This window comes from Streptomyces sp. NPDC001980, from assembly GCF_040296885.1.
GTDB lineage: Bacteria > Actinomycetota > Actinomycetes > Streptomycetales > Streptomycetaceae > Streptomyces.
This window is the reverse complement of sequence record NZ_JBEOYD010000044.1, coordinates 26323-51596: the sequence shown is the minus strand read 5'-3', so window position 1 is coordinate 51596 and position 25274 is coordinate 26323. Positions and strand designations below refer to the sequence as shown.

At 72.9% G+C, this 25274-nt stretch carries 21 protein-coding genes; 9 read left to right on the top strand and 12 right to left on the bottom strand.

Features of this window, described 5'->3' with window-relative positions; translation table 11 throughout:
- Positions 1–15: 15 nt before the first annotated feature.
- The 3 genes from ABT137_RS42100 to ABT137_RS42090 form a co-directional block, all read right to left on the bottom strand.
- On the bottom strand, positions 16–1890 hold the full coding sequence (locus ABT137_RS42100) for an ArnT family glycosyltransferase (RefSeq protein WP_351717396.1): 1875 nt from the start codon (positions 1888–1890) through the stop codon (positions 16–18).
- A 212-nt stretch (positions 1891–2102) separates the two neighbouring features.
- Complete coding sequence (locus ABT137_RS42095) at positions 2103–3893, bottom strand: sugar phosphate isomerase/epimerase and 4-hydroxyphenylpyruvate domain-containing protein (RefSeq protein ID WP_351717394.1); 1791 nt, start codon at positions 3891–3893, stop codon at positions 2103–2105.
- A 112-nt stretch (positions 3894–4005) separates the two neighbouring features.
- Positions 4006–4887, bottom strand: a complete 882-nt coding sequence (locus ABT137_RS42090; RefSeq protein ID WP_351717392.1) for a shikimate dehydrogenase — start codon at positions 4885–4887, stop codon at positions 4006–4008.
- Positions 4888–5050: 163 nt separating this feature from the next.
- Between ABT137_RS42090 and ABT137_RS42085 the strand changes: the two genes are divergently transcribed.
- From ABT137_RS42085 to ABT137_RS42075, 3 genes are all read left to right on the top strand, one after another.
- Positions 5051–5716, top strand: a complete 666-nt coding sequence (locus ABT137_RS42085) for a TetR/AcrR family transcriptional regulator (protein WP_351717391.1) — start codon at positions 5051–5053, stop codon at positions 5714–5716.
- A gap of 220 nt (positions 5717–5936) precedes the next feature.
- Entirely contained in the window at positions 5937–7298 is a 1362-nt protein-coding gene (locus ABT137_RS42080) for an MFS transporter (RefSeq protein ID WP_351717389.1), read from the top strand.
- Between the two features lie 199 nt (positions 7299–7497).
- Positions 7498–8499, top strand: coding sequence for an acyl-CoA desaturase (locus ABT137_RS42075; protein WP_502984660.1), 1002 nt, complete (start codon positions 7498–7500; stop codon positions 8497–8499).
- Positions 8500–8637: 138 nt separating this feature from the next.
- Here ABT137_RS42075 and ABT137_RS42070 read toward each other — a convergent pair whose 3' ends face one another.
- The 5 genes from ABT137_RS42070 to wecB form a co-directional block, all read right to left on the bottom strand.
- On the bottom strand, positions 8638–9363 hold the full coding sequence (locus ABT137_RS42070) for a dienelactone hydrolase family protein (RefSeq protein ID WP_351717387.1): 726 nt from the start codon (positions 9361–9363) through the stop codon (positions 8638–8640).
- Between the two features lie 232 nt (positions 9364–9595).
- Entirely contained in the window at positions 9596–11782 is a 2187-nt protein-coding gene (locus ABT137_RS42065; protein ID WP_351717385.1) for a glycosyltransferase, read from the bottom strand.
- The gene (locus tag ABT137_RS42060) at positions 11779–13593 is read right to left on the bottom strand and encodes an amino acid adenylation domain-containing protein (protein ID WP_351717383.1); all 1815 of its coding nucleotides are present in this window, start codon (positions 13591–13593) and stop codon (positions 11779–11781) included. The genes ABT137_RS42065 and ABT137_RS42060 overlap by 4 nt, the downstream gene beginning before the upstream one ends.
- Positions 13593–14243: a class I SAM-dependent methyltransferase gene (locus ABT137_RS42055; RefSeq protein ID WP_351717381.1), complete on the bottom strand. Its 651-nt coding sequence runs from the start codon at positions 14241–14243 to the stop codon at positions 13593–13595. The genes ABT137_RS42060 and ABT137_RS42055 overlap by 1 nt, the downstream gene beginning before the upstream one ends.
- Positions 14236–15324, bottom strand: a complete 1089-nt coding sequence (gene wecB / locus ABT137_RS42050) for a non-hydrolyzing UDP-N-acetylglucosamine 2-epimerase (protein ID WP_351717379.1) — start codon at positions 15322–15324, stop codon at positions 14236–14238. Before wecB ends, ABT137_RS42055 begins: the two co-directional genes overlap by 8 nt.
- A gap of 101 nt (positions 15325–15425) precedes the next feature.
- On the opposite strand from wecB, the gene ABT137_RS42045 reads away from it, so the two are divergent.
- From ABT137_RS42045 to ABT137_RS42035, 3 genes are all read left to right on the top strand, one after another.
- Positions 15426–16847 carry a glycosyltransferase family 4 protein gene (locus tag ABT137_RS42045; RefSeq protein WP_351717378.1) on the top strand — a complete coding sequence of 474 codons (1422 nt, stop codon included), beginning with the start codon at positions 15426–15428 and terminating at the stop codon, positions 16845–16847.
- Between the two features lie 89 nt (positions 16848–16936).
- The gene (locus ABT137_RS42040) at positions 16937–18259 is read left to right on the top strand and encodes a nucleotide sugar dehydrogenase (RefSeq protein WP_351717376.1); all 1323 of its coding nucleotides are present in this window, start codon (positions 16937–16939) and stop codon (positions 18257–18259) included.
- Between the two features lie 75 nt (positions 18260–18334).
- Positions 18335–19549 carry a glycosyltransferase gene (locus tag ABT137_RS42035; RefSeq protein ID WP_351717374.1) on the top strand — a complete coding sequence of 405 codons (1215 nt, stop codon included), beginning with the start codon at positions 18335–18337 and terminating at the stop codon, positions 19547–19549.
- On the opposite strand, the gene ABT137_RS42030 is transcribed toward ABT137_RS42035, so the two are convergent.
- The 3 genes from ABT137_RS42030 to ABT137_RS42020 form a co-directional block, all read right to left on the bottom strand.
- Positions 19446–19787, bottom strand: coding sequence for a VOC family protein (locus ABT137_RS42030; protein WP_351717372.1), 342 nt, complete (start codon positions 19785–19787; stop codon positions 19446–19448). The two genes, ABT137_RS42035 and ABT137_RS42030, sit on opposite strands and share 104 nt — an antisense overlap.
- Positions 19788–19864: 77 nt before the next feature.
- Complete coding sequence (locus ABT137_RS42025; RefSeq protein WP_351717371.1) at positions 19865–20275, bottom strand: VOC family protein; 411 nt, start codon at positions 20273–20275, stop codon at positions 19865–19867.
- Positions 20276–20389: 114 nt separating this feature from the next.
- A complete protein-coding gene (locus ABT137_RS42020) occupies positions 20390–20815 on the bottom strand; it encodes a PPOX class F420-dependent oxidoreductase (protein WP_351717369.1) in 426 nt (141 codons plus the stop codon).
- Between the two features lie 87 nt (positions 20816–20902).
- On the opposite strand from ABT137_RS42020, the gene ABT137_RS42015 reads away from it, so the two are divergent.
- Genes ABT137_RS42015 through ABT137_RS42005 form a run of 3 tightly spaced genes read left to right on the top strand, consistent with a single transcriptional unit; the run spans position 20903 to position 24098 of the window.
- Positions 20903–21478, top strand: a complete 576-nt coding sequence (locus tag ABT137_RS42015; protein ID WP_351717367.1) for a TetR/AcrR family transcriptional regulator — start codon at positions 20903–20905, stop codon at positions 21476–21478.
- Positions 21475–22827 (top strand): MFS transporter, encoded by a 1353-nt coding sequence (locus tag ABT137_RS42010; RefSeq protein WP_351717365.1) that lies wholly within the window; start codon positions 21475–21477, stop codon positions 22825–22827. Before ABT137_RS42015 ends, ABT137_RS42010 begins: the two co-directional genes overlap by 4 nt.
- A 47-nt stretch (positions 22828–22874) precedes the next feature.
- On the top strand, positions 22875–24098 hold the full coding sequence (locus ABT137_RS42005; protein WP_351717364.1) for a serine hydrolase domain-containing protein: 1224 nt from the start codon (positions 22875–22877) through the stop codon (positions 24096–24098).
- A 28-nt stretch (positions 24099–24126) separates the two neighbouring features.
- Here ABT137_RS42005 and ABT137_RS42000 read toward each other — a convergent pair whose 3' ends face one another.
- Entirely contained in the window at positions 24127–25272 is a 1146-nt protein-coding gene (locus ABT137_RS42000) for an NAD(P)/FAD-dependent oxidoreductase (RefSeq protein WP_351717362.1), read from the bottom strand.
- Positions 25273–25274 lie beyond the last annotated feature (2 nt).

Sequence of the window (25274 nt, the reverse complement as noted above, 5' to 3'; positions counted from 1 at the left end):
GGGCCTTCGGGCTGCTCAGCGGCCGTGCCCGGCGGCCCCGCAGCGGTACAGGGTGTAGCGCGCGACATGGACCGGTGAGCAGTGGCCGATGGCCCAGCGGACCAGGGCCCGGCCCGGGGTCTTCGCGCCCCGGGCGCGGTGGGTGAGGTCGGCCGCGGAGAGCAGGACGTAGTGGAGCCGGCCGGTGTCGATCAGGTGGTGGAAGGTGCCGGGCGCGGGGTACGGCACATGGGCGGTGAAGCCGCCGAGCGGGAGGACGGAGGCGTTGTCCGAGAGGATGTAGGGCGCCGCCATCTGCCAGCGGGGCACGGCGGCCAGGTAGCGGGCGCCGTCGCGGTGGGCGGTGAGGTAGGCGAGGACGCGCTGTTGGGCCGGGTTCAGGGCGGAGGCGCCGTTGTGGGTGGCGATGCTGCCCGGGCCGATCCGGCCGAACCCGCCGGGCTGGTTGTAGCGCAGGGAGGTCGCGGACGCGGACCAGACCGTGGGGACGACCAGGACCGCGGCGAGGGCGACGGCCAGGGCGGTCCTGCGCGGCCGTGACCCACCGACGGCGAAGAGGACCAGCGCGGGCAGGGCCAGGACCGCGGCGACACCGACCGACCAGGTGAAGAAGCGCGGGTAGTGCAGGGTGAGGGCCGCGCACCAGCCGACGTTGACGGTGAGGACCGCGCACAGGACGGTCCGGCGACGCACCCGGGTCACGGCCGTGGCGGCCAGGGCCGACAGGCCGACCGCCACCACGCCCATGTAGTAGGTGTGGCCGGTCACGCTGCCGAAGCTGAAGACCAGGAAGAACGTCACCAGCCAGACGCTCCACAGCAGGTACCCGGCCACGAAGGGATCGGTGCGCCGCGGGCGGCGGCGCCACAGCGTGACCAGCCCGGCGGCCAGGCCCAGCGCCGCCAGCGGGTACAGCCAGCCCGTCTGGCTGGCCAGCCCGGGGCTGAACATCTTCCAGACGCTGTCCCCCATCCCCACCGAAGCCCTGCCGTGTGCCCGGTCGGCGACGATGCTCCCGGTGCCGGCCGCGTCGACGCCCAGCGCCTGGAAGCGGGTCAGGAAGTTGTAGCCGACGACCAGGGCGATCGGCGAGTTGTCGGTCGTGCCGTCGAGGTAGGGGCGGGCGGCGGCCGGGGTGAGGCCGGCGGCCAGCATCCAGGACAGGGAGACCGCCAGCATGACCGCCCCGGACACGGCGAGGTCCCGGATCCGGCGACGCAACGTGACCGGCGCGGCCACCAGATAGGTCACGGCCAGCGCGGGCAGCACCGCCCAGGCCTCCAGCATCTTGCACTGGAAGGCCGCCCCGACCCAGACGCCCGCCAGGACGAGGGTGCGCAGCCGGGCGCGGGCGGTGGCCCGCTGGGTGGCCTCGGCGGCCAGCAGCAACAGCAGGACGAACGGCGCGTCCTCGGTCACGGAACGGCCGAGGCCCACGGTCACCGGGGTGAGCGTGAGGAAGGCGGCGGCCAGCAGCCCGGCCGGTACGCCGGCCCAGCGCCTCACGACCACGTGGAGCAGGACCACCGACGCCACGCCCTCCAGGGCCTGCGGGACCACCAGGGACCAGGGGTGGAAGCCGAGGACCAGCGCCGACAGGGCCTGCGGCCACAGGAAGCCGGGCAGCTTGTCCAGGGTGATGGAGTTGCCCGGGTCGAAGGAGCCGTAGAGGAAGGCGACCGGGTTGTCGGTCATGCTGCGGACCGCGCTCGCGTAGAAGGTGTGGTACGCGCTGTGCCAGATGCCCCAGAAGAAGAGCAGCGCGGCGACGGCGGCGATGCCGGCGAGGATCGGGCGCTCGTAGCGCTGGGTACGGGTGCGCGCCCGGTCCGGCGAGGGCGGCGGCCCCCCGACACGGACGAGCGGCTCGGCGCTGACAGGGCTCGGCATCGCGGACGGCCTCCAGGACTCCCGGTGTCCAGGACTTCCAGAACGCCCTGGACTTCTCCGGCCTCTAGGACGACTGGATCTCGACGAACGTCACATCCGGAATGTCAAGGAACATTCAGGATGTTCGTGAGTATCGGACGTGGAAGCCGTAAGAATCCTGAACCCTGCCGGTGTCTCACCGGCCTCTCACTGCACGCTCACCCGGCACCGGCTCAGCGGGCCGGCCGCCCGGCGTGCTGGGCCGCGAGCCGCACCGGCGCGTTCTGGGCGCCGTAACCGCGATACCCGGGATCCCGGTCGACGAGTTCGAAGAACACCCGTCCGACCGTCCGTGTGTAGCAGTGCCGGAAGCCACCGCCCGCGTCCCGGTCGTAGAGGATGCCGAGGTCGCGGTACGTCTCCAGCTCGCCGTCGGCGAACGCGTACCGGGCGGCGAGGTCGTCGTGGTAGTTGGCGGGGATGGGCAGCAGAGCGCCACCGGCCGCCCGGAAGGCACGGGCGGCGGCGACCACGTCCGCGACGGCCAGGGCGATGTGCTGGGCGTGCAGGGTGTCGTCGGCCGGGGCGGCGCCGACCCCGAGGGCGATCCGGACGCTTCCGTCGGCGTTGGTGACGGCGCGGGAGCGCAGCAGCCCGTAGGGGTCGGCGACGTCGACGCTCTCCTGGGCGTGCAGGCCGAGGACGCTGCGGTGGAAGAGGGTCGCCTCGTCGAACTGGTGCCAGGGCTGGGTGAGCGCGAGGTGGTCGAGGTGCGCCGGGCCCGGCACCGGCTCGTGCGGCACCTCGGCGAAGTCGGCCCGCCACCATGGGAGTTCGGGATCGCGACCGGTGGCGCAGAAGAACAGTTCGGTGCCGTCCGGGGCGGCGACCGCGTCGAGTGGGGCGTCCTCGGGGGCGCGGCGGCGGGGCAGCACGGGGGCGAGCAGGGCCTCGGCGCGGCGGGCGGCGGCCCGCGGGTCCGGTGACTCCAGGCCGATCGCGGCGAGCCCGGTGCCGTCGCGGCGGGCGGCGGGACCGGTGTTGACCAGGATCCGGGCCTCGCCCTGCTCCCACAGATCGACCGGCTTGCTCCGATGACGCGCGGTCCGGGCGAAGCCCAGGGCACCGAGCAGCGCCGAGACCGGTTCGGCGTCCGGCGTGACGAGTTCGGCGAACGCGACCCCCGTCGGCACGACCGGCGCGGGCAACTCCCCCACCCCGACGGCCTCCTGGAGCACCAGCAGCGAACGGCGCGCGTCGACGGCGGTCGGCCCGGCCTCCGCCTGCCGGAAGACGTCGTTGAAGACCTCCAGGGAGAGCGGCCCGTCGTACCCCGCGCGCAGCACGTGCCGCACGAGCCCGGCGACGTCGAACCCGCCCTGCCCCGGGAAGCACCGGTAGTGCCGGCTCCACTGGAGCACGTCCATCGCGAGCAGCGGGGCATCGGCAAGCTGGAGGAAGAAGATCTTCTCACCGGGGATGTCCTCGATACCCTTGGGATCGGATCCGCGGGAGAGGATGTGGAAGCTGTCGAGGCAGGTCCCCAGCGCCGGATGCCCGGCCGCCTCTACGATCCGCCACGCGTGGTCGTACGTACTCACATGCCGCCCCCAGGCGAGCGCCTCGTAGGCGACACGGATGCCGAAGTCCTGCGCGAGCGCTGCCAGTCGGGAGAGCTGCTCCGCTGCGAGATCGTCGTCGTCGATCCCGAGCGGGGAGACGGAGGAACAGACGAGGACGGTGCCGGCGCCCAGCTCGCGCATCAGCTCGAACTTGTGCCGGGCGCGGCGGAGGTTGCGCGCGAACTCGTCGGCGGGGACGGCTTCGATGTCCCGCAGGGGCTGATAGAGATCGATGGTCAGCCCGAGATCGGCGCACCGAGCCCGTATCTCGCGGGGCGGGAGCGGGCTGGCGAGCAGGTCGTTCTCAAAAATCTCCACCCCGTCGAACCCGGCGCGGGAGGCGGCGGTGAGCTTCTCGGTGAGAGACCCGCTGAGCGAGACAGTCGCGATGGAAGTACGCATTGCCTTCTTCCTTGGGGATGTGCAGCGTCCCTGTTTTCAGGGGCGCTGGGGGTACCCCCGGCCGAAGGCTGGGGGAGGAACTGCGCGACCAGCCACAACGGCCCCGCACAGGTCACACAACATTCCGCTCCACGAACCCGGCCAACTCCCCGATGTCCGCAAGCATCCGGACGCTGTCGGCCTCCCTCCCCGTGAACAACCGAAACGCATCCACGGCCTGAAACACCGCCATCCCACCCCCGTCGAGCACCGCACACCCCAACGCCCGTGCGGTCCGCACCAGTTCCGTCTCCAACGGCCGATACACCACCTCGGCCACCCACAACTCGGGCCGCAGCAACTCCGCGGGCAACGGCAGCCCCGGATGCGCGGCCATCCCCGTCGGCGTGGCATGCACCAACCCGTCGGCGTCCGCCAGCAGTTCCGCCAACTGGTCCGGCGTTCCTGCCACTGCGCGCCCCGCGCCGAAGTACCGGTTCAGGGAACCCGCAAGATCGACGGCCCGGTCGGCGAGCGCGTCCACGAGCGTGACCCGCTCGGCCCCCAACGTGAGCGTCGCATGCGCGACGGCGGCCCCGGCGCCCCCGGCACCGAGCTGTACGACGCTCTCCAGCGGAGCGTCCCGCAGCCCGCGTGCGAACGACGCCGCGAACCCGGTCACGTCCGTGTTGTGGCCGACGGCCCTCCCGTCGGCCTCGAAGACCACCGTGTTGACCGCGCCGAGCGCCTCGGCCTGCGGGGAGAGGGCGTCGAGGTGCTCGATGACCAGTTGCTTGCAGGGGTGCGTGATGTTCAGCCCGTCGAAGCCGAGATCACGTGCCGCCCGCACCAGCTCCCCCACGGCCTCCGGCGGAACGCCGACCACGTCGATGTCGATCAGCCGGTACAGGTACCGCAGCCCCTGCCGGTCGGCCTCGCGCTCGTGCAGGGCGGGGCTGAGCGACGGGCCGATGCCGGCACCGATCAGTCCGACGAGATACGAGTCCTTGGCCACGTGGCCCTCCAGAGCGGCATCGCAAACGCTAATGTACGAACTAGTACGTTACCTATAACACCGAAGGCGACCGCAGGGGAAGACCTCGCCGGCAACACCTCCGGTCCGGGCTTCTAGAATCTCCGCACCGGCCTCCCCCGCGAAGGAACCCGATAGGAACCCGATGACCAGCGTCGACGAACCGGCACAGACCAACGGGCGGCTCCGTGACGCCGCCCGCACCCAGGCCGAGATCCTCGACGTGGCCACCCAGGAGTTCGCCCGGGCCGGCTACGACGGGGCCCGCGTCGACGAGATCGCGGCCCGCACCCGCACCACGAAGCGGATGATCTACTACTACTTCGGCGGCAAGGAGCAGCTGTTCACGGCGGTCCTGGAGCGCGCGTACGGCGTGATCCGCGAGGCCGAGCAGCAGCTGGACGTCGAGCACCTGGACCCGGTCGCGGCGATCCGCCGGCTCGCCGAGCTGACCTTCGACCACCACGAGCAGCACCCGGACTTCATCCGTCTGGTCAGCATCGAGAACATCCACGGCGCCGAGCACATCGCGGCCTCCGAGAAGCTGGGCAGGATCGGCTCGCCGGCACTTGAGGTGATCCGCCGGATCCTGGCCGCCGGGCAGGAGTCCGGCCTGTTCACGGCCGACGTCGACGCCGTCGACCTGCACGCGTTGATCAGCTCCTTCTGCTTCTTCCGGGTGGCGAACCGGGCCACCTTCGGCGCCCTCTTCGGCCGCGACCTGGTGGACCCGGCGCAGCGCGCGCACTACCGGGCCATGCTCGGCGACATGGTGATCGCCTACCTCACCGCGGAGCGCGCGGCGGACTGACCGCGCCGGGCGGCGAACACCCGACGGGACCGAACGGGACCGGCACGACCTCTTGACACCGGGGAAACGCGAGCGCAACATCCGTACCCATCGCAACTAACTATCCAGTGGGTTAATTAGCACTCGGCCCCTGGTCCGCCGACCCCGTCATCCCTGGGAACCGGCCTCCTCCCCCGCCGCTCACTCCGCTTACGTCGGAGTTTCCCGAAGGAGCACCGCCGTGTCCGTCCCCGCCCAGTCCGCCGCCACCGCCGTACCACCCGGTGGCCAGCCGAAGAAGGCCGCCCTGGCCGCCTGGATCGGCAGCGCCCTGGAGTACTACGACTTCTTCATCTACGGCAGCGCGGCCGCGCTGATCTTCCCGAAGGTCTTCTTCGACCAGTCGGACCCGGCCAACGCGACCCTGCTCTCGCTGGCCACGTTCGGGGTGGCGTACGCGGCCCGCCCGGTCGGCGCGCTGTTCCTCGGGCACTTCGGGGACCGGATCGGCCGCAAGAAGATCATGGTCTTCACGCTGCTGCTGATGGGTCTGTCGACCTTCCTGATCGGCTGTCTGCCGACCCGCGCCCAGGTGGGCGGCCTGGCGCCGGTGCTGCTGGTGCTGTGCCGGGTGCTGCAGGGCATCTCGGCGGCGGGCGAGCAGGCCAGCGCGAGTTCCATGAGCCTCGAACACGCGCCGCCGAACCGGCGCGGCTTCTTCACCAGCTTCACGCTCGGCGGCACCCAGGGCGGTCAGCTGATCGCCACCCTGGTCTTCATCGCGGTCTCCCAACTGCCCGAGGACCAGCTGATGTCCTGGGGCTGGCGGGTGCCGTTCTGGCTGAGTGTCCTGGTGGCCGTGGTCGGCTGGTTCATCCGGCGCAAACTCCAGGAGACCCCGGCCTTCGCCGCGCAGGCGGCGACCGAGGGTGTCGTCCGGCTGCCGCTGGTGACGCTGTTGCGGTACCACTGGGCGGACGTGCTGCGGGTGATCGGGGGCGCGCTGATCGCCTCGGTGAGCACGATCTTCACGGTGTGGGCGCTGGCGTACGCGACGAGCGACTCGGTCGGGATGTCGAAGACGTCGATGCTGTGGGTGGGTGCGCTGGCGAACCTGGTGGCGCTGGGCGCGATCCCGGCATGGGCGACGCTGTCGGACCGGATCGGCCGGCGGCCGGTGTACCTGATCGGCGCGGTGGGCAGCGCGGTGGCGATGTTCGGCTACCTGTGGGCGATCTCCACCGGCTCGTACCCGCTGGTCATGCTCCTCGGGATCGTCGCCTTCGGCGTCGTCTACAGCGCGGCGAACGGCGTCTGGCCGTCCTTCTACGGCGAGATGTTCTCGACCCGGGTACGGCTGTCGGGCATGGCCATCGGAACCCAGATCGGGTTCGCCGTCGCCGGGTTCGCGGTGACCTTCGCGGCGCAGATCGCGGGTCCGGGCGGCGACGACTGGTCGGGGGTGGCGCTGTTCACGGCCGCGCTGTGCGTGCCGCCGGTGATCGCCGCGCTGTCCGCCCGCGAGACCCACACGGTGGCCACGGAGGACCTCGGGTCCCGCACCCCCCGCGAGGCGTCCCGGCCGGAGACCGTGACGGCCTGAGCCCGCGGCCGGGAAGCCAGAGCACACGTCCGCCCGGGCCGGCGCCCGGGCGGACCGTCGCCGTCATCCCTGAAGGAGATTTGGTCCCACGCCGTTCACACCCTGGACATGAGCGATGACCTGCGGGGATGCCGTTGGGTGGGAACGTGTGCCGTAGGCGGCACCGTGTCCGACATCCTTGAGCAACGGCGGGGAACCGATGAGCCCGAGCACTGCTGACCGTTCTGAACAGACCGTCACCGAAGGCGACGCCGACACGGCGTCCGGAGTCAAGCCGCTCCTGGACGCCCCACAGAACGCCGCGGCGGGCGTCGCGATGTGGATCTTCGTGGTCGGCCCGCTGATCTGCCTGGTCGTCGCGGTGCCACTGCTGTGGGGACGGGGCCTGTCGGCGCTGGACGTCACCATGGCCGTGGTCGCCTACCTCGTGTCCGGCTTCGGCCTCACGGTCGGCTATCACCGCCTCTTCACGCACCGCTCGTTCAAGGCGAAGCGGGGTCTGCGCATCGCGCTGGCGGTCGCGGGTTCGCTGGGGGTCGAGGGCTCACCGGTGCAGTGGGTGGCGAACCACCGCCGCCACCACGCCTTCGCCGACCGCGAGGGCGACCCGCACTCGCCGTGGCGCTTCGGGACCGACACGCGCGCGCTGCTCAAGGGGCTGCTCCACGCGCACATCGGCTGGATGCTCAAGCGCGAGCTGAGCAACCGGGCCAGGTTCGCGCCCGACATCGACGCCGACCGCGACCTGCGGCTCATCGGCCGGCTCTTCGGGCCGCTGACCGTCGTCTCGCTCCTGGCCCCCGCCCTGGTCGGCGGGCTCGTCACCGGCACCTGGGCCGGCGCGCTGACCGGGTTCTTCTGGGCCGGCGTGATGCGGATGGCGCTGCTGCACCACGTCACCTGGTCGGTGAACTCGGTCTGCCACGTCGCGGGCAGGCGCCCGTTCGCCAGCCGGGACAAGGCCACCAACTTCTGGCCGCTCGCTGTGCTGTCCTTCGGCGAGAGCTGGCACAACTCGCATCACGCCGACCCCACCGGCGCGCGCCACGGTGTGCTGCCGGGCCAGATCGACCCGTCGGCACGTCTGATCCGGATCTTCGAGAAGCTCGGCTGGGCCTACGACGTCCGCTGGCCGAGCCCCGACCGCCTCAGCGCCCGCCTGCTGCCCGAGCCGGCCGGCCGGCAGGAGTCGGCGGCCTGACGCCACGCGGACCGCCGCGATCGGGGCGGTCGTGCGGCTGCCGGCCACCGCTCATCGAGGAGGGACGGATCCTGTCCTCGATGAGCGGCAACCCGGCCGACGCCGCCTACCGTCCGATGCCGGCCTGACGGCCCGGTCTCACTTCAGGTGCCGGCCGAAGAACCGGCTCGCGTCCTCCCCCTCGAACCACGGGGTGCCGGTGTGCCCGCCCAGATTGGCGTGCAGGGTCTTCTCCTTGGTGCCGAAGGCGTCGAACAGGTCCAGGGCCCGCTGCCGGGGGTTCCCTTCGTCGTCCCACTGCAGCAGCATCAGCAGCGGCACGGTGACCTGCCGGGCCTCCTCGCGCTGAGCGCGGGGCACGTAACCCCCGGCGAAGAAGCCGGCGGCGGCGATGCGCGGCTCGACCGCCGCGAGCCGGATGCCGAGGGCCATCCACCCCGAGTACCCGACCGGGCCGCCGATCCCGGGCAGCGCGAGGAGTGCGTCCAGGGTGGTGCGCCATTCCGGAACGGCCTTTTCGACCAGCGGGCCGACGAGGGACTCGAAGATCTCGGCGACCGGCTCGCCGGCCTGCATCGCCCGGCGGAGGTCGGCGCGGGCCTGCTCGGCGGCGGCGGAACGGGGCCGGTCACCGCACTCGGCGGCGTCGATGGTGGCCACCGCGTAGCCGTACGCCGCGGTGTGCCGGCCCCGGGCCACCAGCCGGGCCTGGCTCTTGGGCAGGCCGTTGTTGTGGGCCATCAGGATCAGCGGGGCCGGTGCGGCGGCGGATCCAGGCGTCCACAGGGTGCCGGGGATCTCGCCGAGGATGAATTCGCGTTCGAGGACGCCGTCGTCGAGGCGCTGCTCGGAAGTGAACTGCATGGTCGTGCCTTTCGGGAGTGCTCAGAGCGGCGCTCCCGGACGACCTAGCGTCCGACCGTGACCCCGGAGGGGAGCACCCATGTCGATACTGCGTTCACGGGTACCACCTCCTCGTTCTCTCGCACGGCCTCCGGAAAAGTAGCAGCGGTCGCCGTGGTCCGCCAACGGGTTTTTACGACCAGGACGGGCAGCGGGCCTCTTCCCGCCGAGGCCTTCCACGGCGCGGGGCTCCTCAGCCGGACACCAGCAGCTCCGTCCAGTCCTTCGCCACCCGCTCCAGGGAGAACCCCTCCCGCACCTGTTCGCGGGCCGCGGCCCCGGCGGACTGCCAGTCCTCCTGCTCGGCGAGGCCGGCGATCGCGTCGGCCATCGCCTGCGGGGTGTCGTGGATCCAGCGCCGGTCGTAGATCTCGTCCGCGCCCGGCCACGGCAGCAGCGCGGGTACGGCGCCGGAGGCCATGCCCTCGGCCGGGGAGAGGTGGAAGCTCTCGTCGTCGCTGGTGGAGAGCACATGGCCGATGCGGCGCAGCCAGTTGGGGACGTCGGGGCCGAACTGGTCGAAGACGACCGCCCCTTCGAGGAGCGGTGAGGTCTGCATGCGGCGCAGGATCGCGTCGTAGTGCTCGCGTTCCTCGGGCTTGTTCCAGATCCACCAGTACTCCCACGGCGGCTTGGACTTGACCGAGAGGTGCCAGCGCCGGTCGCGGGCGCGCAGTGCTTCGAGGACGTCGAGGCCGAGGTCGAGGCGTTTGCGGCTGGGCGCGATGCCGATCATGCCGAGGCGGTGGCGGGCGCCGGGCGCCTTGGGCCGGTCGAGCTGGTCGACGTCGACCCAGTTGCCGATCGTGGTGATCTTCGCGGCGGGCCAGCCGGTGCGGTCCCGAGTGGCGCGGGCGTAGTGCGGGCTGACGCACACCACCCGGTCGACGGCGTCGATGTCGACCTGGCGCGGGTATCCGGCGTCGAGTTCGAAGCGGTGCAGGCGCACGATCAGCCGGCTGCCGCGCCGCTTGTGGCGGCTGTACCAGATGGCCGCCGGACCGCACCACTCGACGACCACCACGTCGGCCCAGGCGGCGAGTTCGCGGCCGGCGGCCGCGTCGTGCCGGGCGAGCGCGGGCCAGGCGTCGATCCGGACGTCGAGGCCGGGCAGCGCGCGCAGGTGGTCGAGGAGGCGGGTGAGGAACTTCAGGTCGTGGCCGGCGACGCCGACCCGCAGTGGGCGGGCCCGGGTGGCGACGGCAGCGGGTGCCGCGGGGAAGGCGCGGTCGAGGTGGCCGCGCCAGCGGGCCGCCGCGGCCTCCATGGTGTACTCCCGGGCGGCCGCCGCACACCGGTCGGCGGCGAGATGCCGGGCGGCCGTGTCGCGTACGGCGAGGGAGACGGCGTCCGCCGCGTCCGCGAGGGTGGCGGTGCCCGGTACGAACAGGGGGTAGTCGGCGCCGAGCAGGGCCTCGTGGGCGGGGGTGCGGTTGAGTACGACGGGCAGGCCGAGGGAGCCGAACTCCAGGACCTTGGTGGAGAGTTCGAGGCTGGCGTCGAGGGAGGCGTCGCGCCAGCCGAGGCCGAGGTCGCAGTCGGCGGCGAGGCGCATGGCCTCCTCGCGCGGCACGCCGCCGTGGTGGACGACCTCGGGGGTGGTGCGCAGCGCCTCGGCCATGGCGGTGTCGAAGCCGGGGTGGCCCGGATCCTTGTGGATCTTGTCGCCGACGGCGTGCAGTTCGGTCTTGATGCCGCGCTCGGCGAGCATCGCGGGCAGCCGGGTCATGGGCAGGGTGTTCCAGCGGGGCGCGAACTTGCCGGTGTAGACGAGGCGTACCGGATCGTGCAGGCCGTTCCGGGCCGGGACCGGGAAGCCGGGCTCGGGCACCGCGGGCGGGCAGAGCACGGACCGGCCGCAGGCCTCCGGCACCCAGGCCTCCAGGAAGCAGCGCAACTCCTCGGTCTGGCAGAGGAGTTGCCGGGAGGCGGTGGCGATGCGGGCGAGGTCGGCGCGGGCCTCCTCGGTCATGTCGGCCGGGGACTGCGGGATGTCGGTGAGGTAGGCCCAGATCCGGCCGTCGAAGGCGCCGTCGCCGACGATCTGCTTGACCAGCCTGCGGCCGCGCAGCACCAGCAGGTCGCAGGGCTCCTCCGCGTCCAGCCGGGCGAGCAGCTGCGAGGCCTGGAACGGCGAGAGGGGGTGCGCGCCCTGGCCGGGGACGAGGTGTTCCTCGTACGGGCGGACCACGGTGACCCCGGGCAGCCCTGCGAGGGGGTCGGTCAACCGGCCCGTCTCGACCGGGGCTTTGAGGACGAGGCGGGTCCGGCAGCCCGCGCGGGACAGTGCCTGGACCGTCGACTGGGCCCAGACGGCGGAGCCGTCGATGAGGTTGAGGTCCACGTCGCCGTAGACGAGCGCCCGGAGGGTGCGGGTCATGACGGTTCCTTTCCACGCACGGCGAACAGGCGGTGCCCGGCGCGCGACCAACTGTCCGGCGGGGTACCGGTGTCGAGGAGGGACCGGCGCACGAGCAGCGGCTTCAGGGCCGGTACGAAGGCGTAGTCGTCGGCGGCGGGGGTGTGGCCGACCGCGTCGGCGCCCGAGAACTCCTGGGCGCAGAGCAGGTCGAGGAGGAGGGTGTCCGGGCGGTCCTCGGTCAGGTCCCGCCAGTCGGCGACCCAGGGTGCGGTGGGCGGTCCGGCGTGCACGGCGACCGAGGCGGCGGTGAGTTCGTCGAGGGCGAGGCCCGCCGGGTCGGCGACGATCACCTCGGCCGGCCGATGCAGCTGGCCGAGCGCCTGGGCGACGAGCCGGGCCACGTCGGTGGCGTCCCGGGGCGCGGCGAGGACGGCGATCCGGCGTTCGGCGAGCGGGTCGGGGCCGCCGGTGAGGGCGGCGAGCCGGGCCAGCCGGATGCGGGTGCTGTCCTGCACGAAGACGTCCCGGAGCCGGTCCCGGCCGTCGGTGACCGGGTCGAGGCGGAAGAGCGCCGTCCCGGTGTCGCCGTCGAGGACGGTGTCCCAGGGCAGCAGGGACAGGCCCGGGGCGGACGACGCCGGGCCGTCCCGCCACAGCACGGCGGTACGGCCCAGCCCCCTGGCCCGGGAGACCAGTTCGGCGAGGCGCCGGTCCAGGTCGGGGGCGAGTCCGGTGCCGGTGAGCGACCAGGGACCTTCCTGGGCCGCGCACGCGCTCAGCTGGACGAGGAAGACGTCCGGGTCGGTGCGCTCGACCAGCAGCCGTCCGTCGTGCGGCAGCACCCGGCTGACCACCGCGTCCGCCGCGAAGTCCTGGGCGGTGCGGTCGGTGAGCACGCCGGTGATCACCAGCCGGTCGCGGGGCGCCACGGACAGGGCGCGGTGGGAGAGGTGGAAGCGGTCGTCGGCCTGCGGCTCCGGCGCGGGGACGGCGGCCGGGGTCCGGGAGCCGGCGGGACGGCCCTTGACCTTCCGCTGCCGCCACAGCCCGTACAGCTCGCCCGGCAGCCGGGCCGCGCGGCGCTTCGGCGACCGGGCCGCCGACACCAGTGCCTTGCCGACCCGCAGCGAGGTGGAGCCCTCCAGCATGGACACCCGCGCCTCCAGCACGCCGGTCCGCTCGCGGGCCCGGCGCAGCGCGGAGGAGAGCTGGTCCTTGTCCCGCACGGCGGCGGCGAGCCGTTCGGCGAGGCCGTCCTCGCGGGCGGTCTCCAGGGCGCGGGCGGTCTCCTCGGCGGCCCGCTCCAGGTCGATCAGGCGGGCCCGCTGGGAGCGGGAGACGAAGTCGGCGAGGACGTACTCGTCGGCGATCCTGAGGGCGGTGGCGAAGCCGTCGGCGGGCAGCGGGTGGCCGAACCAGTCGTGCGGCGGCAGGAGTTCCTCGGTGCACGCGAACACCGCACCGGAGTGCAGGTGGGTGTAGCCGAGCGAGGCCGCGTGCAGCACCTGGCAGCGGTGTGCCACCAGGGCGTCGAGGAGCCGGTGGTAGGGCAGGTCGGTGCCGGGGTGGCCGAAGACGATCAGACCGCGGCCGCCGGGCCGCATCCGTTCCAGTGCGGCGAGGCAGTCCGCCTCGCCGCCGTGCACGGCGAGGTCGGGGCCGTAGCAGAGGAGCAGCAGCTCCCCCGCGCCGACGGGTTCCTCGTGCCGCCGTAGCTCGACGCCGGGCGGCAGGTGCAGATAGGGGTCCAGACGCAGGCCGCCGCTCGTCGCGTCCACGACCGAGGTCACGTCGTCCAGGTGCGGGTGGAGCAGATCGGTCAGGCGCATCAGCGGGTCCTCGTGAAGACATGGAAGCCGACCCGGTTCTCGCGGAAGCCGTAGGGCCGGAAGAGGGTGTGGCTCAGGCCCAGGGGATCGAGCTCCTTGCGGTAGGCGGTGAGCGGCCGGTGCACGATGTAGTCGCCGCGCGGGACGGGTTCGTGGGTGTTCTCGTCGGTGACGATCAGCCGGCCGGTGATCCGGACGAGTGAGGCGAGGTTGCGCAGGCTCGCCGCCCACTGTGCGTCGTCCAGGAGGTGGAAGAGGACGTCCACGCAGAGCACCACGTCGTAGAGCCAGGGACTGCGCCACTCGTCGAGGCCGGCGACGGCGTAACGGGGGCCGCCGCCCTCGGTCCGGGCGTGGGTGACGGCCGCCTCGCTGGCGTCGAAGGCGTCGACGTGGTGGCCGCAGCGGGCGAGGGAACGGGCGAAGTGCCCCTTGCCGCAGCCCGCGTCGAGGACGAACAGCGGGGAGGCGGGGCTGGACAGGTCGCCGATCAGGGTGAGGAGCTGGCCGAGCCGGATCGCGTAGAAGATCTCGTTGCCGGGCCGGTCCAGGCCGATGTGGCCGCCGGAGGCGAGGTCGTCGCGTTCACGGTGCCGGGTGTCCCAGTAGGTGAGGGGGGCTTCGGGGTAGGTACGGGTGGCGTCAGTCATGGCGCTCCAGCCACTCGGTGAGCACGCGGGCGATCCGGGGGCCGGCCTTGCCGTCCCACAGCGGTGGTCCCTCGGGGTCGGCCGCCGTCTGCCCGTCGAGGACCTTGCGCAGGGCGGGCACCAGTTCACTGTGCCGGACCAGGCGGTTGGTGCCGTGGGTGACGGTGACCGGGCGTTCGGTCGTGGTGCGCAGCGTCAGGCAGGGCACGCCGAGCACGGTGGTCTCCTCCTGGACGCCGCCCGAGTCGGTGATCACGGCGGCGGCCCCGCGGACCAGGCCCATGAACTCGACGTAGCCGAGCGGTTCGAGGAGATGGATGCCGGGCGCGTCGGCGAGGCCCGCCTTGCGCAGCGCCTCCCGGCCGCGCGGGTGCAGGGGGACGGCGAGGTCGAGGTGGCCGGCGGCCTCGGTGAGGGCGCGGGCGGCGGCCGCGGCGGCCTCGGGGTCGTCGACGTTGGCCGGGCGGTGCAGGGTGACCACGCCGTACCGCTCGGGCAGCGCGTGGGCGGCGCGGGCGGCGGCCGGGTCGAAATGCTCCAGATGGGTGAGCAGGGTGTCGATCATGGGGTTGCCGACGAAGTGCACCCGGCCCGGGTCGACGCCCTCGCGGGCGAGGTGTCCGACGGCTTCCGGGCTGGTCACGAAGAGCAGCTCGGCGAGCTGGTCGACCAGGCGCCGGTTGACCTCCTCCGGCATCGCCATGTCGAAGCTGCGCAGCCCCGCCTCGACATGGGCCACCGGGATGCCCAGCTTGGCGGCGACCAGGGCCGCGGCCAGGGTGGAGTTCACGTCGCCGTAGACGACGACCAGGGCCGGGGCGCGGGCGAGCAGCTCGCCCTCCAGGGCCACCAGCAGGTCGGCGGTCTGGCGGGCGTGACTGCCGGAGCCGACGCCGAGGTCGGTGTCCGGGGCGGGCAGGCCCAGCTCCCGGAAGAAGATGTGCGACATCCGTTCGTCGTAGTGCTGACCGGTGTGCACCAGGACCTGGTCGTGCCCGGTCGCGCGCAGGGCGGCGACGACGGGCGCGGCCTTCACGAAGTTCGGCCTGGTCCCTACGACATGGAGTACGCGGCCGTTCATGTCGTACGTTCTCCGCTCTGTCGGCCTACCGTGGCGACATGGCCCGACGTCTGTCTCTTCGCCTGCCGCGCCGTGTTCTTCGGATTCCCCGTGCACTCAGCTTGGCCGCATCCGTCGCCTGGGGCGAGTTGCGGCACGACCCGGCCCGGGCCGCGCTGCTCGGTGTACGGCTGCTGCCGGAGCGGGTGCGGCGCGGGCTGAAACCCGTCGAGAGACGGCTCGCCGCCCGGGCCCGTACGGCCGGGCCCACCGCCGTCCCGTCCGCCGCCCGGGTCGCGGCGCCCGCCGGGCGGGCGGTGCGGCCCGAGCCGGGCCGGGTGCTCCATCTGGTCACCAACGGGCTGCCGTTCAAACACGCCGGCTACACCGTGCGCACCCAGGCCCTCGCCGAGGCCCAGCGGGCCGCCGGGCTCGATCCGCACGTGGTGACCCGCATCGGGTTCCCGGTGGCGCAGGGCGTCCTGGACGCCCGCCCGTTGCAGATCGTGAACGGGGTGCCGCAGCACCGGCTGCTGCCGTACGGGCTGCCCTACGGCCAGGGGGCGGTCCTCGCCCGCAACGCCGAGCTGGCCGGACGGCTGGTGGAGCGGCTGCGGCCGGCGGTGCTGCACGCGGCCACCGACCACGGCAACGGGCGGGTGGCGCTGGCCCTGCGGGAGACCTACGGGCTGCCGGTGGTGTACGAGGTGCGGGGCTTCCTGGAGGAGACCTGGCTGACCCAGGCGCCCGGCCGCAGTGCGGACGACCCGTCGTACCGCTCCCGGCGCGCTCTGGAGACGTACTGCATGCGCGGGGCCGATCTGGTGCTGACGCTGGGCGCGGCGATGAAGGCCGAGATCGTGGGCCGCGGGGTGCCCGAGGAGCGGGTCCTGATCGTGCCCAACGCGGTGGACGACGCCTTCCTCGCCCCGCCGCCGGACGGGGCGGAAGTGCGCGCCCGGCTCGGCATCGCGGCGGACGACTTCGTGGTGGGCACCGTGAGCAGCCTTACTCCACACGAGGGAATCTCCACATTGCTCCATGCGGGTGCCGAACTGCGCCGTCGGGGTGTCCCGCTGCGGCTGCTGATCGTCGGCGACGGGCCCGAGCGCGGCAGGCTCCAGGCGCTGGCCGAACGGCTCGGTCTTGGCGCCGGCGCCGCCCTGTTCACCGGCCGCGTGCCGCACCGCCAAGTGCGCGCCTACCACGCGGTTCTGGATGTCTTCGCGGTGCCGCGCACCGACGAACGGGTCTGCCATCTGGTCACCCCGCTCAAGCCGGTCGAAGCGATGGCGAGCGGTCTTCCCGTGGTGGCCAGTGATGTCACAGCCCTGCGAGAACTGGTGCAAGACGAAGTGAACGGGCGGCTGATCCAGCCGGAATCTCCGCAGGCTTGGGCAGAAGCTCTCGAAGTATTGCTCTACAGTCGAAAACGGCGGCATGAATGGGGAGCATCCGCCCACGCGCTGGTGGCGCGTGAACGCACCTGGAAAAGGGTCGCTGCCACGACCCGAGAGGCGTATCGCGCTCTTGGATGTGTCTGAGACCCCGCGCCCGGCACCACTCACCGTCCGGGCCCTTCGGATCCATACGGCGTCTGCCGTTGCTGCCGTCGAGGGCGGAGTGAATCCCTATGCAGGTCGAAAAGGCCGTACCGCTCGGGGAATCGAGCGCATCGCTCGGGGATGAGGAACAGACCGACAGTTTCGAACTGGCCGTCATCGGGCTCGGCTACGTCGGACTCCCGCTCGCGCGGGAGGCGTCGCTGGTCGGCCTGAGAGTGGCCGGGCTCGACCTCGACCCACGGGTCGTGGAGGGCCTCAACGCCGGGCACTCCCACGTGGACGACGTCTCCGACGAGGACGTCGCCCGGATGCGGGCGGCCGGGTTCACCGCGTACACCGACGACAAGTGCCTGGCCCGGGCGCAGACCGTGGTGATCTGCGTGCCGACCCCGCTCAGCGAGGACGGCGGCCCCGATCTGAGCGCGGTGACCTCCGCCGCGCGGGCGGTGGCGGGCCGGCTGCGCCGCGGACGGCTCGTCGTCCTGGAGTCGACCACCTATCCTGGCACCACCGAGGAGATCGTCAAACCGCTCCTGGAGGAGTCCGGACTGCGGGCCGGCGACGACTTCGCGCTGGCCTTCTCCCCGGAGCGCATCGACCCCGGCAACTCCACCCACGGGCTGCGCCAGACACCCAAGGTGGTCGGCGGCTGCACCCCGGCGTGCGCGGCGAAGGCCGCCGCCTTCTACGGCAAGCTCGTCGACACGGTGGTGCAGGCGAAGGGCACCCGCGAGGCCGAGATGGCCAAGCTCCTGGAGAACACCTACCGGCACGTCAACATCGCACTGGTCAACGAACTGGCCATTCTCTGCCGCGAGTTGCACGTCGACGTGTGGGACGCGATCCGCTGCGCGGGCACGAAGCCGTTCGGTTTCCAGCCCTTTCGGCCGAGCGCCGGGGTGGGCGGCCACTGCATCCCGATCGACCCCAACTACCTCTCCTACAAAGTGCGTTCGATCGGCTACGAGTTCCGGTTCGTGGAACTCGCCCGGGAGATCAACGCGCACATGCCGGAGTACGTCGTCCGGCGCGCCCAGGACCTGCTCAACCACGAGGGCCGGGCACTGCACGGCTCCCGGGTGCTGCTCCTCGGCGTCACCTACAAGCCGGACGTCGCCGACCAGCGCGAGGCGCCGGCGGTGCCGGTGGCCCGACTGCTGCGGGAGCGGGAGGCCCAGATCGCCTTCCACGACCCGTTCGTACCGGCCTGGTTCGTGGACGGGGAGGCCGTGCCGCGGGTCACCGACGTCATGGCCGCCGTGCGCTCGCACGACCTGACGATCCTGCTCCAGGACCACTCCGCGTACGACCTCCCGGCCCTCGGCGACGAGGCCCGCCTGCTCTTCGACACCCGGGGGCGGATCTTCCGGCCCGGCGTCGAGGTGCTGTAGCCGACCTGTGGAGCAACTCCCCTTCCGTGGCTCGGAGTCGAAGGGCTCCGGGCCACGGAGTCGAAAGGCGCTCAGATGCGGATACTCGTCGTCACCGTCGTCCACCACCCCGAGGACGCGCGCATCCTGCACCGGCAGATCACCGCGCTGCGGGACCGCGGTCACCATGTCGTCTACGCGGCGCCGTTCTCGGCCCGCGAGGTACGGCCGCGCCCGGACCTCGAAGGCATCGACCTGCCGCGGGCCGCGGGCCGCAGCCGCCGCGCGGCCGTGGGCGCGGCCCGGACCCTGCTGGCCCGGCGCGGGCAGGAGGCGGACGTGATCCTGCTGCACGACCCGGAACTGCTGCTGGCCCTGCCCGGCACCCTGCGCCGCTGGCGGCGGTCCGGAACCGGTCCGGTGGTCGTCTGGGACGTCCACGAGGACACCGCGGCCGCGCTCGCCATGAAACGCTGGGTGCCGCGAGCGCTGCGGCCACCGCTGCGGCTCGGCGTCCGCGCGGCCGAACGGCTGGCGGAGCGCCATCTGCGGCTGCTGCTCGCCGAGGACGCCTACCAGGAGCGGTTCCGCCACACCCACCCCGTGGTGCCGAACTTCACCACCGCCCCGACCGAGGCACCCGAACCGCCGGGCACCGAACGGGTCGTCTACGTCGGCCACCTGTCACGGGCGCGTGGCGCGCTGGACCTGATAGAGACGGCCCGGCACCTGGGCCCCGGCCCGCGCATCGAGGTGGCCGGCGCGGCCGACCCCGACGTCCGGGACGCGCTCACGGCCGCCGACCGGGACGGCGTCCTGCGCTGGCACGGCTTCCTGCCCAACGACCGTGCCCTCGCCCTGTTCCCGGGCGCCCTGGCCGGCCTCTCCCTCCTCCACGACCAGCCCAACTACCGCCACTCCCGGCCCACCAAGGTCGTCGAGTACATGGCCCACGGCGTACCCGTCATCACCACGCCCACCCCGCTGGCCGCGGACATGGTGGAGCGGCACGGCTGCGGAATCGTCGTCCCGTACGAGGATCCGCGCGCGGCGGCGGAGGCGATACGCAGGCTGAGCACCGACGCGATCCTGCGTCACACCGCGGCCCAGCGCGGTCGCGAGGCGGCCCTCACCCACTTCAACTGGCCCGACAAGGCGGCCGAGTTCGCACAGTGGCTGGAGACCTGGGTGCGGGAGGAGGCCGGTACTAGGCGCGCGGGTGACGCGGCTCGTACAAGGCGACCTCGCCTCCGCCCGGCAACCGGAAGCCCGTCACCCGGCCCCAGGCCGCGACCTGGACGGGTCGGCTGAACTCCACGCCCTTGGTGGTGAGTTCGGCGACCGTCTCATCCAGGTCGTCGCACATCAGCATCAGTTCGTGCGACGGCTCGCCGTCGGCCGGATGGCACGCCACCTCGGCCGGCGGCAGCCGGAAGATCAGCCAGCCGTGTCCGACGTCGACGTGCGGCCAGCCCAGCACGTCCCGGAGGAAGGCCCGGTCCGCCTCGGCGTCGCTGGTGTAGATCACCACATGTGCCCCATTGATCACGCGCGGAGGCTAGTCCCGGGAAGCCCGGGCGGCAAGCACCCGCCGCCACGCGTCGGACCAGCCGCCCCCGCCACGCGCTACGCGTTGGACCAGCCCCGCTCGCAGAGCACCAGCCGGTATCCGTCCGGGTCCTCGACGGTGATCCCCCACTGGTTCCAGTACGGGTTCGGCGAGGGCACCCGCTTGCCGCCGTGCTCCTCCAGCCGGGCCACCAGGTCCTCCGGCACCGGCCCGTCGACGTAGACGACCAGCAGGTCCTCCTCGGTGGGCCGGGGCTCCACGGGCCGGGCGGGTTCGTGCACCAGCTCCAGATGCCAGTCGGCGTCCGGCCAGCCCACCATCAGCAGGTCGTGCTCGCCGGGTTCAGGACCGCCCTCGGCCCGCCACACCACACCGAGCCCCAGCCCCCGCACCCAGAACCGCTCGGCCGCCGCCAGGTCCCGGGAGGGCCGGGCGATCCGGATGTGACTACGGCCGTTGACGGACATCGTGACCTCTTCCTGAGCTGCCGTTCCCTCCTCGGCAGCCTAGGTGTCCGCCGCTCGCGCGACCATCGGCCGATCGCCCTGGACCGCAGGCCCTAGGCCCCGCCGCCCGCGCTGTCAGGGGCGCGGAATGCCGTACGCCCGCTCCACCCGCAGCCGCAGCACCAGCCGGCGGTCGCGGACCATCGCGGCGCGGTAGTCGTCCCAGTCGGGGTGCTCGCCGCGGACGTCGCGGTAGAGGCGGATGAGCTCCTCGACGGTCGCGTCGTACGGGTCCTCGGCGACCGGCGACAGCTCGGCGGTGCCCTCGGCGACCGTGTAGGCCCAGCGGTCGGGGCTGGTGACGTGGTACGAGGCGCGGGGGTCGCGGCGCAGGTTGCGGGTCTTGGCGCGGCCGTCGGTGATCGACACGCGCACGGTCCGCTCGTCGGGGTAGTAGGCGTGGTTGACATTGGACAGCTGGGGACGGCCGTCGCTCTTGAGGGTGACCAGCACCCCGTCGTGTCCTTCGGCGAGCAGCTTGAGAAGAGCGTCCTGGGTCATGTCCCGTGCAACCCCGCCCCATCCCTCGGGCATTCCCGCCTCCCCGCTCCGTAGACACTGTCTACAAGCCGCTGGTAGACAGTGTCCATGACTGAGTCCGACACGAATCTGCGGGACCGGCTGGTCGACGTCGGCGTGGCGCTGGTGGCCGCCGAGGGCGCCCAGGCGCTGACGCTGCGGGAGATCGCCCGTCGCGCGGGGGTCTCGCACGGGGCGCCGCGCCGCTGGTTCCCCACCCATCTCGAACTGCTCTCGGCCATCGCACGCCGGGGCTTCACCGAGCTGGCCGTGCGCGGAGAGGAGGCGCTGGGGGACGGTACGGCCGCGCCGGGCGCGCAAGTCGCCGCGCTGGCCCGGGTGTACCTGGAGTTCGCGCGGGACAACGCGGGCATGTACGAGCTGATGTTCCGTCATGACCTGCTGGAGAGCGGCCATCTGCGGCTGCGGGAGACCAGCCTTCCGTTGTTCGGGCTGCTCGCCGACCTGGTCGGCCGGGCTCGGCCCGGTGCGGACGCGCGGCTCGTGGCGGGCGCCCTGTGGGCGAACCTGCACGGCATCGCCCAGCTGTGGGCCTGGGGCAGCCTTCGACTCGCCACCGGCGTCGATGACTTCGGGCCTCTGCTGGATGCGGCGCTGGACGCCCATCTGGGAGCCGGGAAGTGAACCGGCGACCGGCGCTGGCGAGCAGTGTCGTGGGCGCCGTGGTCGTCGCACTGGACGGCACCGTCCTCACGGTCGCGCAGCCCACCCTGCAACGGGAGTTGCACGCCTCCTTCGCGCAGGTGCAGTGGACCAGTACCGCCTACCTGATCGCGGTGGCGAGCCTGCTGGTGTTCGCCGGACGGCTCGGTGACCGCTACGGGCAGCGGCGCGTGTTCGGGCTCGGCATGCTGGGCTTCGGCGCCGCCTCGGCCGGCATCGGGCTCGCGCCCGGGATCGGCTGGGTGATCGGACTGCGGGTGGCACAGGGGGTGTTCGGGGCGCTCCTGCAACCGGCCACCCTCGGCATGCTGCGGGCCGCGTACCCGGCGGACCGGCTCGCGAGGCCCCTCGCGGTACGGACCGCCGCCGTCGGACTGGCGGCCGCGGCGGGGCCGTTGCTCGGCGGGGCGCTGGTGACCGGGCTCGGCTGGCGGGCGGTGTTCTTCCTGCACGTACTGCCGACCACGGCCTTCGGGGTGTTCGCCCTGGCCGGGCGGGAGCGGGAGCGTGGGCGGGAACGGGCGGTCCGGGTCCCGCTCGACCTGCCGGGTGCGGTGCTGCTCGCGGTGGCGCTGGCCGGTCTGGTGCACGGACTGGTCACCGGTACGCCGGTGAGCCTCGGGGCGGCCGTGGTCGCCGGGGCGGTGTTCGTCCGGCACGAGCGGCGCACGGCGCGTCCGCTGTTGCCGCCCGGGGTGATCGGCGCCCCTGCGGTGGGTGCGGCCCTCGGCGTCCTGGTCGCCGCGTCGGCGGCCCTGTTCGGGACGCTGTTCGTCGCCGTGTACGTCCTCCAGCGCACTCTGGGCCTCGACCCGTTCGCGAGCGCCCTGCGCAGCCTGCCGCTCGCGGTGCTGATGGTGGCGTCCGCCGCCGGGTGCCCCGCACTCCTGCGCCGTCTCGGCCCGCGCCGCACCACCGCTACCGCGACGGCGCTCCTCGCGCTCGGCGTCCTGCTGCTGACCCGGCCCTCGGCGGCGCCCGCGCTCTACGGCGGGTTCGGGCTGCTGGGCGCCGGGTTCGGCACGGTGATGGTGGCCGCGACACACGTCGTCGTACACCGGTCGGACGTCGGGGCGGCCGGGGTGGCGGGCGGACTGCAGCAGACCGCGCTCAACGTCGGCCCGGCGCTCGGGGTGGCCGTGGCAGGGGCGCTGCTGGGCTCCGGGACCGTGAAACCGCTGCTCGTGATGGCGTTTGTGGCGGTGCTCGGCGTGGCGGCGGCACGTCCGCTTCCCGGTGCCGCTCCTATAGCGTCCGTCACACCACACGTGGATGAGCGGGACCGTTCCCCTCTTCCTGCGCGACGATGAGGTCCGAGGTCGGACCGCACCGCGGACGACACGACCCAAGGAGAGCGATGGCACAGCTGCGACAGGAAGTCGACCCCGGTGAGGTGGGGCTGGACGTGAAGGCGCTCGATCGCCTCGACCAGCACTTCGCCCACTACGTCGACGAAGGGCGCCTGCCCGGTTACCTGGTGGCCGTGGCACGCGGCGGCCGGGTCGCCCACCTCACCACCCAGGGCCACCGCGACCGCGCGGCCGGGCTGCCGGTCGAGGCGGACACCATCTGGCGGATCTACTCCATGACCAAGCCGGTCACCGCGGTCGCCGTGCTGCTGCTCGTGGAGGACGGACTGCTGTCGCTGGACGACCCGGTGGACCGTTTCCTGCCCGAGTTCGCCGCCCCGCGGGTCCACGTCTCCGGTTCGGGCGACGACATGGTGACCCGGCCGGCCGACGGGCCGATCCGGATCCGCCATCTGCTCACCCACACCGCCGGGTTGACCTTCGCCTTCTACCACACGCACCCCGTGGACGCCCGGTACCGCGAGGCGGGCCTTGAGTTCTCGGTGCCGTCGGGCGCGGACCTCGCCGAGGCGATGGCGGTGTACGCCCGCATGCCGCTCCAGTTCGAGCCGGGCACCCAGTGGAACTACTCCGTCGGCTTCAACGTGCTCAGCCGGGTCGTCGAGGTGGTCTCCGGGCAGCGGCTCGACGAGTTCTTCGCCGACCGGATCTTCCGTCCGCTCGGCATGCCGGACGCAGGCCTGCACATCGTGCCCGAACAGGCGGACCGTCTCTCCGAGTTGTACGGCGAGTCGGAGGGCGGCGGCATCGACGCGATCCCCGGGCTGCCGTTGCGCGGCCGTCCCCGTTTCCTGTCCGGCAGCGGCGGCCTCGCCGCGACGGCGTACGACTACCACCGTTTCATGGAGATGCTGCGCCGGGGCGGCGAACTGGACGGCGTCCGGCTGCTGTCCCCCGCCTCGGTCGGGCTGCTCTCCAGCAACCACCTGCCCGGCGGGGCCGACCTGCGGACCTACGGCGCCCCCGTCCACCAGGAACCCGGCAACGACGGGCTCGGCTTCGGCCTCGGCGTCTCCGTGGTGATCGACCCGGACCGCACCCTCTCCCCGAGCAGCCCCGGCGCCTACGGCTGGACCGGCGCGGCGACCACCGCGTTCTGGGTCGACCCCACCCACGACCTGACCGTGCAGTTCCACACGCAGGTCCGGCCGAAGACCCTGAAGATCTTCCCGGACCTGCGCCGGCTGGTCCACGAGGCGATCCAGGACTGAGCGCCGTCCCGCCGGGCGGGGCCAGGGGTCAGACCAGATTGGCCTCCGGGCGTGGGGCGTCGGCCGCGAACCGGCCGGCGCCGAGCGGGCGGACGTCCAGGAAGGGCGCGCGGCCCAGATACAGGTCGCGGACCACCTCGCCAACCGCCGGTGCCTGAAGGAAGCCGTGGCCGGAGAACCCGGTGGCGTACAGGAACCGGGAGACCGAGGCCGCCTCACCGATCAGGGCGTTGTGGTCCGGGGTGTTCTCGTACAGGCCCGCCCAGCCGCCGGTACGGCGCAGGTCCAGCAGGGCCGGGGCGCGGCGTTCCATCGCCGCGTACAGGCGCGGGATCCAGCGGTCGTGGGTGTCGGTGGCGAAGCCCGGCCGTTCGTCGGGGTCCGACATGCCGAGCAGCAGGCCCGGGCCCTCGGCGTGGAAGTACAGGCTGGTGGTGAAGTCGATCGTCATGGGGAGCGTCGGCGGCAGCCCCGGGACCGGCTCGGTGACCGCGATCTGGCGGCGCAGCGGCTGCACCGGTAAGTCGACGCCGGCCATCGCGCCGACCGCCCGCGACCAGGCGCCGGCCGCGCAGATCACCGTCTCGGTGGCGATCCGGCCGAGGGTGGTGTGCACGGCGGTGACGTACGCGCCGTCCCGTTCGATGCCGGTGACCTCGGTGTGGCGCAGGACGCGGGCGCCATGGGCGCGGGCGGTGGCCGCGTAGCCGTGCACGACGGCCTCGGGCGTGCAGTGGCCGTCGTCCGGGGAGTACGCGGCGGCCAGCAGTCCGTCGGTGGCGATCAGCGGGGAGAGCCGGGCCGCCTCCTTCGGTGTCAGCATCCGGCTGGGCACGCCGAGGTGGTTCTGCAGCCGGACCCCTGCCTCGAAGGAGGCGACCTCCTCGGGGGTGGAGAGGAGGAAGAGGTAGCCGACGCGGTGCAGCCCGATGTCGTACCCGGTCTCCTCGCCGAAGCGGGCGAAGGCCTCCAGGCTGCGCGCGCCCAGCTGGATGTTGAGCTCGTCGGAGAACTGGGCGCGCACTCCGCCCGCGGCCCTCGAGGTGGATCCGGCGGCGAGTTCGTCGCGTTCGACGAGGACGACGTCGCGGACGCCCGCCCTCGCGAGATGGCAGGCGATGCTGGTACCCATCACCCCGCCGCCGATGATCACGACCTGGGCCCGAAGATTCACGC

What these genes read in the sequence shown, in the direction of transcription:
- ABT137_RS42100 (WP_351717396.1), bottom strand. Translation starts at nt 1,890, where the DNA reads ATGCCGAGCCCTGTCAGCGCCGAGCCGCTCGTCCGTGTCGGGGGGCCG.
- ABT137_RS42095 (WP_351717394.1), bottom strand. Translation starts at nt 3,893, where the DNA reads ATGCGTACTTCCATCGCGACTGTCTCGCTCAGCGGGTCTCTCACCGAG.
- ABT137_RS42085 (WP_351717391.1), top strand. Translation starts at nt 5,051, where the DNA reads ATGACCAGCGTCGACGAACCGGCACAGACCAACGGGCGGCTCCGTGAC.
- ABT137_RS42075 (WP_502984660.1), top strand. Translation starts at nt 7,498, where the DNA reads ATGAGCCCGAGCACTGCTGACCGTTCTGAACAGACCGTCACCGAAGGC.
- ABT137_RS42070 (WP_351717387.1), bottom strand. Translation starts at nt 9,363, where the DNA reads ATGCAGTTCACTTCCGAGCAGCGCCTCGACGACGGCGTCCTCGAACGC.
- ABT137_RS42065 (WP_351717385.1), bottom strand. Translation starts at nt 11,782, where the DNA reads ATGACCCGCACCCTCCGGGCGCTCGTCTACGGCGACGTGGACCTCAAC.
- ABT137_RS42060 (WP_351717383.1), bottom strand. Translation starts at nt 13,593, where the DNA reads ATGCGCCTGACCGATCTGCTCCACCCGCACCTGGACGACGTGACCTCG.
- ABT137_RS42055 (WP_351717381.1), bottom strand. Translation starts at nt 14,243, where the DNA reads ATGACTGACGCCACCCGTACCTACCCCGAAGCCCCCCTCACCTACTGG.
- wecB (WP_351717379.1), bottom strand. Translation starts at nt 15,324, where the DNA reads ATGAACGGCCGCGTACTCCATGTCGTAGGGACCAGGCCGAACTTCGTG.
- ABT137_RS42040 (WP_351717376.1), top strand. Translation starts at nt 16,937, where the DNA reads ATGCAGGTCGAAAAGGCCGTACCGCTCGGGGAATCGAGCGCATCGCTC.
- ABT137_RS42035 (WP_351717374.1), top strand. Translation starts at nt 18,335, where the DNA reads ATGCGGATACTCGTCGTCACCGTCGTCCACCACCCCGAGGACGCGCGC.
- ABT137_RS42025 (WP_351717371.1), bottom strand. Translation starts at nt 20,275, where the DNA reads ATGTCCGTCAACGGCCGTAGTCACATCCGGATCGCCCGGCCCTCCCGG.
- ABT137_RS42020 (WP_351717369.1), bottom strand. Translation starts at nt 20,815, where the DNA reads ATGACCCAGGACGCTCTTCTCAAGCTGCTCGCCGAAGGACACGACGGG.
- ABT137_RS42015 (WP_351717367.1), top strand. Translation starts at nt 20,903, where the DNA reads ATGACTGAGTCCGACACGAATCTGCGGGACCGGCTGGTCGACGTCGGC.
- ABT137_RS42005 (WP_351717364.1), top strand. Translation starts at nt 22,875, where the DNA reads ATGGCACAGCTGCGACAGGAAGTCGACCCCGGTGAGGTGGGGCTGGAC.